Here is a 7,463-nt window from a genome sequence, read left to right on the forward strand (position 1 = left end):
CCGGCGACGTGGCGCTGGGCGCCGACCGCTTCTGCGACGGCCGGGTCTTCGATCCCGCCGCGCTCGACACCGATCTCGCCGGCCCCGCCGCCGGCGCCACCGCAACCGTCGCGACGCAACGCGGCTGACCGAACCGAAGGGGGCTTTCATGACCGCACGCGACCGCACCACCACCCTCACCCGTCGCAGCCTGCTGCAGGGCACCGCCAGGCTGACCGGCGCCGCGGCCACCATCGCCGCGATCCGCACCGCCTTCCCGTCCGGCGCCTTCGCGCAAGGAACCGGGCCGGAGACGACCAAGGCGACGCTGGGCTTCATCGCCCTGACCGATTCCACCCCGCTGATCGTCGCCAAGGAGAAGGGGCTGTTCGACCAGGCCGGGCTGACCGAGGTCACGGTCGCCAAGCAGGCCTCCTGGGGCACCACCCGCGACAACCTGGTGCTGGGCTCGGCCGGCGGCGGCATCGACGGCGCCCACATCCTGACGCCGATGCCTTACCTGATGACGCTGGGCACCATCACCACCGGCAACAAGCCGCTGCCGATGCAGATCCTGTGCCGGCTGAACACCAACGGCCAGGCCATCTCGGTGGCCAAGGAGCTGGCCGGCGCCACGGTCGACGCCACCCCGCTGAAGGCCGCCTTCGCCGATATGAAGGCGAAGGGGCAGGAGGTGAAATGCGCCGTCACCTTCCCCGGCGGCACCCATGATCTGTGGATGCGCTACTGGCTGGCGGCCGGCGGCATAGACCCGAACAAGGACGTCAGCACCATCGTAGTGCCGCCGCCGCAGATGGTCGCCAACATGAAGGTCGGCAACATGCAGGCCTTCTGCGTCGGCGAGCCGTGGAACGACCAGCTGGTGCACCAGGGGATCGGCTATTCCGCCTGCGTCACCGGCGAGCTGTGGAAGGACCATCCGGAGAAGAGCCTGGCGCTGCGCGCCGACTGGGTCGACGCCCATCCGAAGGCGGCGGCGGCGCTGCTGCAGGCGGTGCTGGAGGCGCAGCGCTGGGCCGACAAGCCGGAGAACAAGGAGGAAATGGCCCAAATCATCGGCCGGAGGGCATGGTTCAACGTGCCCCCGGCCGACATCCTGCCGCGCTCGCTCGGCATCATCGACTACGGTGACGGCCGCAAGGTCGAGAACAGCCCGCTGCTGATGAAGTTCTGGCAGGACTTCGCCTCCTACCCGTTCCAGAGCCACGAGCTGTGGTTCCTGACCGAGGACCGGCGCTGGGGCTACATCGCCCCGGATGTCGACCTCAAGGCGCTGATCGCCAAGGTGAATCGCGAGGACCTGTGGCGCCAGGCCGCGCAGGCGATCGGCGTGCCGGCGGCGGAGATCCCGGCCGGCCCCTCGCGCGGCAAGGAGACCTTCTTCGACGGCAAGGTCTTCGACCCCGACGCCCCCGACGCCTACCTCGCAAGCCTTGCCATCAAAGCGATCGCCTGACGCCGATAGCCAGCCGGAGCCAGCCTCGTGACTCAGACCGCCCAGATCGTTTCCGAAGCCCCCTCCTCCGCCCCGGCCCCTAAGCCGAAGGCGGCCGGCCGGGTGCTGTCCCTGCCGGTGGCGCGGCCGCCGCTCGGCCCGGTCCTGTCCCGCCTCGCCGTGGAGGCCGCGGCCCGGGTGATCCCGCCGCTGATCGTGCTGGCGCTGCTGCTGCTGGCCTGGCAGTTGCTGTGCTCCAGCCCGGCCTCCAGCCTGCCGTCGCCGCTCAAGGTGCTGGACGACACCTGGGACTTCATCATCGACCCGTTCTACGACAATGGCGGGGTCGACAAGGGCGCCTTCTGGCAGATCGCCACCAGCCTGTCGCGGGTGGCGATGGGCTTCGCCCTGGCCGCGGTGATCGGGGTCGCGCTCGGCGTGCTGATTGGCCAGAGCGTCTGGGCGATGCGCGGCCTGGACCCGATCTTCCAGGTGCTGCGCACCATCCCGCCGCTGGCCTGGCTGCCGATCTCCCTGGCCGGGTTCCAGCAGGCCGAGCCGTCGGCGATCTTCGTGATCTTCATCACCTCGATCTGGCCGATCGTGATCAACACCGCGGTCGGGGTGCGCAACATCCCGCAGGACTACCGCAACGTCGCCGCGGTGCTGCGCCTGTCGCCCTGGGAGGTGTTCACCAAGATCACCCTGCCGGCCACGGTGCCCTACATCTTCACCGGCCTGCGCATCGGCATCGGCCTGTCCTGGCTGGCGATCATCGCCGCCGAGATGCTGATCGGCGGCGTCGGCATCGGCTTCTTCATCTGGGACGCGTGGAACAGCTCGCGCATCAGCGACATCGTCGTGGCGCTGGTCTATGTCGGGCTGGTCGGCTTCGTCCTCGACCGCCTGATCGGCCTCGCCGGCGCGCTCGTCGCCCGCGGCACCTCGGCCTGAGGGGAGACGACCCATGGACAGCTATCTCTCGATCGAGCAGGTCGGCATGCGCTTCACCCGCGGCGCCGCGGTCAGCGAGGTGCTGGTCGATGTCAATCTCGGCATCGCCCGCGGCGAGTTCGTGTCGATCATCGGCCATTCCGGCTGCGGCAAGTCGACCCTGCTGAACATCGTCGGCGGCCTCGTCCGCTCCACCACCGGCGAGGTGCTGCTGGACGGCCAGGTGGTGGACAGCCCCGGCCCGGACCGCGCCATCGTGTTCCAGAACCACTCGCTGCTGCCCTGGCTGACCGTCTACGGCAATGTCCGCATCGCCGTGGACAAGGTGTTCGGCCGGTCCAAGAGCACCGCCGAGCGGCATGACTGGGTGATGCACAACCTGGCCCTGGTCCACATGGCGCATGCCAAGGACAAGCGGCCGGGCGAGATCTCGGGCGGCATGAAGCAGCGCGTCGGCATCGCCCGGGCGCTGGCGATGCAGCCCAAGATCCTGCTGATGGACGAGCCCTTCGGCGCGCTCGACGCCCTGACCCGGGCGCATCTGCAGGACTCGGTCATGGAGATCCATGCCGCGCTCGGCAACACGGTGCTGATGATCACCCATGACGTCGACGAGGCGGTGCTGCTGTCGGACCGCATCGTGATGATGACAAACGGCCCAAGCGCCACAATCGGCGAGGTGCTGGCGATCCCGCTGGAGCGGCCGCGCCGCCGCCTGGCGCTGGCCGACGATCCGATCTATGCCGCGTGCCGGGTGCAGGTGCTGCGCTTCCTGTACGAGCGCCAGCGCTTCACCACCGCGGCCGCCTGAGGGGGAGGGAGACATGCCCGAGGGAAGCTGGGGGCCGCAGGAGCGCCTGGTCGTCGTCGGCAACGGCATGGCCGGGATGCGGGCGGTGGAGGAGCTGCTGGCCCGCGCGCCCGGCCGCTACGCCGTCACCGTGTTCGGCGCCGAGCCGCAGGTGAACTACAACCGCATCATGCTGTCGCCGGTGCTGGCCGGCGAGAAGCGGTTCGACGACATCGTCATCAACGACCGCGCCTGGTACGAGGCCAACGGCATCGACCTGCGCGCCGGCGTGCGGGTGGCGGCGATCGACCGCGAGGCGCGCGAGGTGGTCGGCGCCGACGGCAGCCGCTGCCGCTACGACCGGCTGCTGCTGGCCACCGGGTCCGACCCGATCCTGATCCCGGTGCCGGGCCGCGACCTGCCCGGCGTCGTCACCTTCCGCGACATCGCCGATGTCGAGGCGATGCTGGCCGCGGCGCGCGAGGGCCGCACCCGGGCCGTGGTGATCGGCGGCGGCCTGCTGGGCCTCGAAGCCGCCAACGGCCTGCGCGCCAACGGCATGGAGGTCACGGTCCTGCACCTGATGCCGGTGCTGATGGAGCGGCAGCTCGACCCCGCCGCCGCCTATCTGCTGCAGCGCGAGCTGGAGCGGCGCGGCCTGGCCGTGCTGACCGAGGCCGACACCGCCGCGATCGAGGGCGACGGCCGGGTCGAGGCGGTGCGGCTGAAGGACGGGCGGGTGATCCCGGCTGACCTGGTGGTGATGGCGGTCGGCATCCGCCCGGCCACGGCGCTGGCCCGCGAGGCCGGCCTGGCGGTCGAGCGCGGCGTCGTGGTCGACGACCGGATGACCACCTCCGACCCCTGCATCCTGGCGGTCGGCGAATGCGTCCAGCACCAGGGCCGCACCTACGGCCTGGTGGCACCGCTGTACGAGATGGCGCGGATCTGCGCCGACCAGCTGGCCGGCACGGCGGAGAGCGAATATCGCGGCTCCGTCACCTCGACCAAGCTGAAGGTCACCGGCATCGACGTGTTCTCGGCCGGCGACTTCCAGGGCGGCGAGGATTGCGAGGACATCGTGTTCCGCGACGCCGCCCGCGGCGTCTACAAGCGGCTGGTCTTGAAGGGCAACCGCATCGCCGGCGCCGTGCTGTACGGCGACACCGCCGACGGCGCCTGGTTCTTCCAGATGCTGCGCGAGGGCCAGGACGTGGCGCCGCTGCGCGACGGGCTGATCTTCGGCCAGGCGCTGGCGGCCGCCGGGGGTGCGGCGCCGGACCCTAAGCAGGCCGTTGCCGCCCTGCCGCCGGAGGCGGAGATCTGCGGCTGCAACGGCGTCTGCAAGGGCACCATCGTCCAGGCGATCACCGAGAAGGGGCTGGCCAGCCTGGACGCGGTGCGGGCCCACACTAAGGCGTCCTCCTCCTGCGGCTCCTGCACCGGTCTGGTCGAGAGCCTGCTGGCGGTGACGCTGGGCGACGGCTATGAGGGCGGCCCGAAGATCAAGGCGGTCTGCGGCTGCACCGATTTCGGCCATGACGAGGTGCGGCGGCTGATCCTGGCGCGCGAGCTGCGCTCGATCCCGGCAGTGATGCAGGAGCTGGGCTGGCGCACGCCGCAGGGCTGCGCCAAGTGCCGGCCGGCGCTGAACTACTACCTGATCTGCGCCTGGCCAGGCGAGTACACCGACGACCAGCAGTCCCGCTTCATCAATGAGCGGGTGCACGCCAACATCCAGAAGGACGGCACCTATTCGGTGGTGCCGCGGATGTGGGGCGGCGTCACCAGCGCCAAGGAGCTGCGGGCGATCGCCGACGTGGTCGACCGCTACCAGATCCCGTCGGTGAAGGTGACCGGCGGCCAGCGCATCGACCTCCTGGGCGTGAAGAAGGAGCAGCTGCCGGATGTGTGGCGCGACCTGAATGCCGCCGGCATGGTCTCCGGCCACGCCTATGGCAAGGCGCTGCGCACGGTGAAGACCTGCGTCGGGTCGGAATGGTGCCGCTTCGGCACCCAGGATTCGACCGCGATGGGCATCGCGCTGGAGCGGATGAGCTGGGGCAGCTGGACCCCGCACAAGTTCAAGATGGCGGTCTCAGGCTGCCCGCGGAACTGTGCCGAGGCGACGATCAAGGATTTCGGCGTGATCGCGGTCGACAGCGGCTGGGAGCTGCATGTCGGCGGCAATGGCGGCATCAAGCTGCGCGGCACCGACTTCCTGTGCAAGGTCGAGACCGAGGCCGAGGTGCTGGAATATTGCGGCGCCTTCATGCAGCTGCACCGCGAGGAATCGCACTATCTGGAGCGCACCGCGCCCTGGATCGAGCGGGTCGGCCTCGACCACGTCAAGCGCCGGATCGTCGAGGATGCGGAATCGCGCAAGCGGCTGCACGCCCGCTTCCTGCATTCCCAGCAATTCGCGCAACAGGATCCCTGGGCCGAACGCGCCGCCGGCGCCGAGGCGCACGAGTTCCGCAGCCTGGCCGCGGTGGAGTGACGCGATGGCTTCGATGCCTTTTCTGAGCCCTTCCCTTTTGAGTCCCCCCTCCCCTTGCGGGAGGGGGGCAGGGGGAGGGGTTCGCGCAGCAAGGACCGGAGCCTATGGCCCAGATCCTGGTCCGCGCCCTTCGATCGACAACCCCCTCCCCCTACCCCCCTCCCGCGAGGGGAGGGGGGACAAGAAAGTCTCGTCGCTCTTGGGTGGAACCGGCCATGACCACACCATTCTGGATCGATGTCGGCGGGATCGAGGACATCCCGCCGATGGGCGCCCGGGTGGTGAAGAGCCCGGAGGGCGACATCGCCCTGTTCCGCACCGCCGACGACCGGGTCTTCGCGCTCTACGACCGCTGCCCGCACAAGGGCGGGCCGCTGTCGCAGGGCATCGTGCACGGCACCAGCGTCACCTGCCCGCTGCACGCCTGGGTGATCAGCCTGGAGACCGGGTCGGTCGAGGGGCCGGACGAGGGCTGCGTCCACCGCATCGCGGTCGAGCTGCAGGCCGGCCGCATCCGCCTCGGCCTGCCGGTGCCGCAGCTGGTCGCCAATGGCTGAGACTCGCACCACCTGCCCCTATTGCGGCGTCGGCTGCGGCGTGGCCGTGTCGGGAGCATCGGCCGAGGAAAAAGTGAGTCCCCCCTCCCCTCGCGGGAGGGGGGTAGGGGGAGGGGGTTCTCTCGATTCGAGCCAATCCGGACCGCGGCAAAACAGCTCGAATGGCAAAGTCGCTTCAGAGCTTTTCGCGCGCGGACGCGCGCAGACCCCTCCCCCTGTCCCCCTCCCGCAAGGGGAGGGGGGACAAGAAAAGACAGACCCGATCCAGGTGGCCGGCGACCCGATCCACCCGGCGAATTTCGGCCGGCTCTGCTCCAAGGGCGGAGCGCTGGGCGAGACGCTGGGGCTGGACGGGCGCCTGCTCGACCCGATGATCGGCGGCCGGACGGCGAGCTGGGACGAGGCGCTGGACCGGGTCGCCGCCGGCTTTGCCGACGCCATCGAGAAGCACGGTCCGGACTCCGTCGCCTTCTACGTCTCCGGCCAGCTGCTGACCGAGGACTATTACATCGCCAACAAGCTGATGAAGGGCTTCATCGGCTCCGGCAACATCGACACCAATTCCCGGCTGTGCATGGCCTCTTCGGTCGCCGGCCACCGCCGCGCCTTCGGCGGCGACGTGGTGCCGGGCTGCTACGAGGATTGGGAGCAGACGGACCTCGCGATCTATGTCGGCTCCAACGCCGTCTGGTGCCACCCGATCCTGCACCGAAGGCTGCTGGCGGCGCGGGAGAAGCGTGGCACCCGGATCGTGGTGATCGACCCGCGCCGCACCGCCACCTGCGACGAGGCCGACCTGCACCTGGCCATCGCCCCCGGCACAGACGTGCTGCTGTTCAACGGCCTGCTGGCCCATCTGGTGCGCGAGGGCACGCTGGACCGCGGCTGGATCGCCGCCCATGCCGCGGACTTCGAGGAGGCGGCGCTGGCCGCGGCCGAGGACGCCCCCGACATCGCCGCCGTCGCCGCTGGCTGCCGCCTGCCGGAGGAGGCGGTGCGGCGCTTCTACGCTTGGTTCGCCCATACCCCGGCGACGCTGACGATCTATTCCCAGGGCGTGAACCAGTCGACCCAGGGCACCGACAAGGTCAACGCCATCATCAACTGCCACCTCGCCACCGGGCGGATCGGCCGGCCCGGCGCCGGGCCGTTCTCGGTCACCGGCCAGCCCAACGCCATGGGCGGGCGCGAGGTCGGCGGCCTGGCCAACCAGCTGGCCGCCCATAT

General features: G+C 70.2%; 6 protein-coding genes. All 6 read left to right on the top strand.

The window, feature by feature from the left end:
• The first annotated feature begins 148 nt into the window (after positions 1–148).
• Positions 149–1,456 (top strand): CmpA/NrtA family ABC transporter substrate-binding protein, encoded by a 1,308-nt coding sequence (locus P409_RS20715; protein ID WP_034842941.1) that lies wholly within the window; start codon positions 149–151, stop codon positions 1,454–1,456.
• A 27-nt stretch (positions 1,457–1,483) separates the two neighbouring features.
• Positions 1,484–2,389 (top strand): nitrate ABC transporter permease, encoded by a 906-nt coding sequence (gene ntrB, locus P409_RS20720; protein WP_034842943.1) that lies wholly within the window; start codon positions 1,484–1,486, stop codon positions 2,387–2,389.
• 13 nt (positions 2,390–2,402) lie between these two features.
• Complete coding sequence (locus P409_RS20725; protein ID WP_034842945.1) at positions 2,403–3,200, top strand: ABC transporter ATP-binding protein; 798 nt, start codon at positions 2,403–2,405, stop codon at positions 3,198–3,200.
• A gap of 13 nt (positions 3,201–3,213) precedes the next feature.
• Positions 3,214–5,679 (top strand): nitrite reductase large subunit NirB, encoded by a 2,466-nt coding sequence (nirB, locus tag P409_RS20730; protein WP_034842948.1) that lies wholly within the window; start codon positions 3,214–3,216, stop codon positions 5,677–5,679.
• Positions 5,680–5,894: 215 nt separating this feature from the next.
• Positions 5,895–6,236 carry a nitrite reductase small subunit NirD gene (nirD, locus tag P409_RS20735; RefSeq protein ID WP_034842952.1) on the top strand — a complete coding sequence of 114 codons (342 nt, stop codon included), beginning with the start codon at positions 5,895–5,897 and terminating at the stop codon, positions 6,234–6,236.
• 262 nt (positions 6,237–6,498) lie between these two features.
• The coding region (locus tag P409_RS20740) for a molybdopterin-dependent oxidoreductase (protein ID WP_034842956.1) at positions 6,499–7,463 on the top strand (965 nt) is incomplete at its 3' end.

Source organism: Inquilinus limosus MP06, from assembly GCF_000767795.1.
GTDB classification, from domain to species: domain Bacteria; phylum Pseudomonadota; class Alphaproteobacteria; order DSM-16000; family Inquilinaceae; genus Inquilinus; species Inquilinus limosus_E.

Coding starts and splice junctions, on each gene's coding strand:
- P409_RS20715 (WP_034842941.1), top strand. CDS start 149: ATGACCGCACGCGACCGCACCACCACCCTCACCCGTCGCAGCCTGCTG.
- P409_RS20725 (WP_034842945.1), top strand. CDS start 2,403: ATGGACAGCTATCTCTCGATCGAGCAGGTCGGCATGCGCTTCACCCGC.
- nirB (WP_034842948.1), top strand. CDS start 3,214: ATGCCCGAGGGAAGCTGGGGGCCGCAGGAGCGCCTGGTCGTCGTCGGC.
- nirD (WP_034842952.1), top strand. CDS start 5,895: ATGACCACACCATTCTGGATCGATGTCGGCGGGATCGAGGACATCCCG.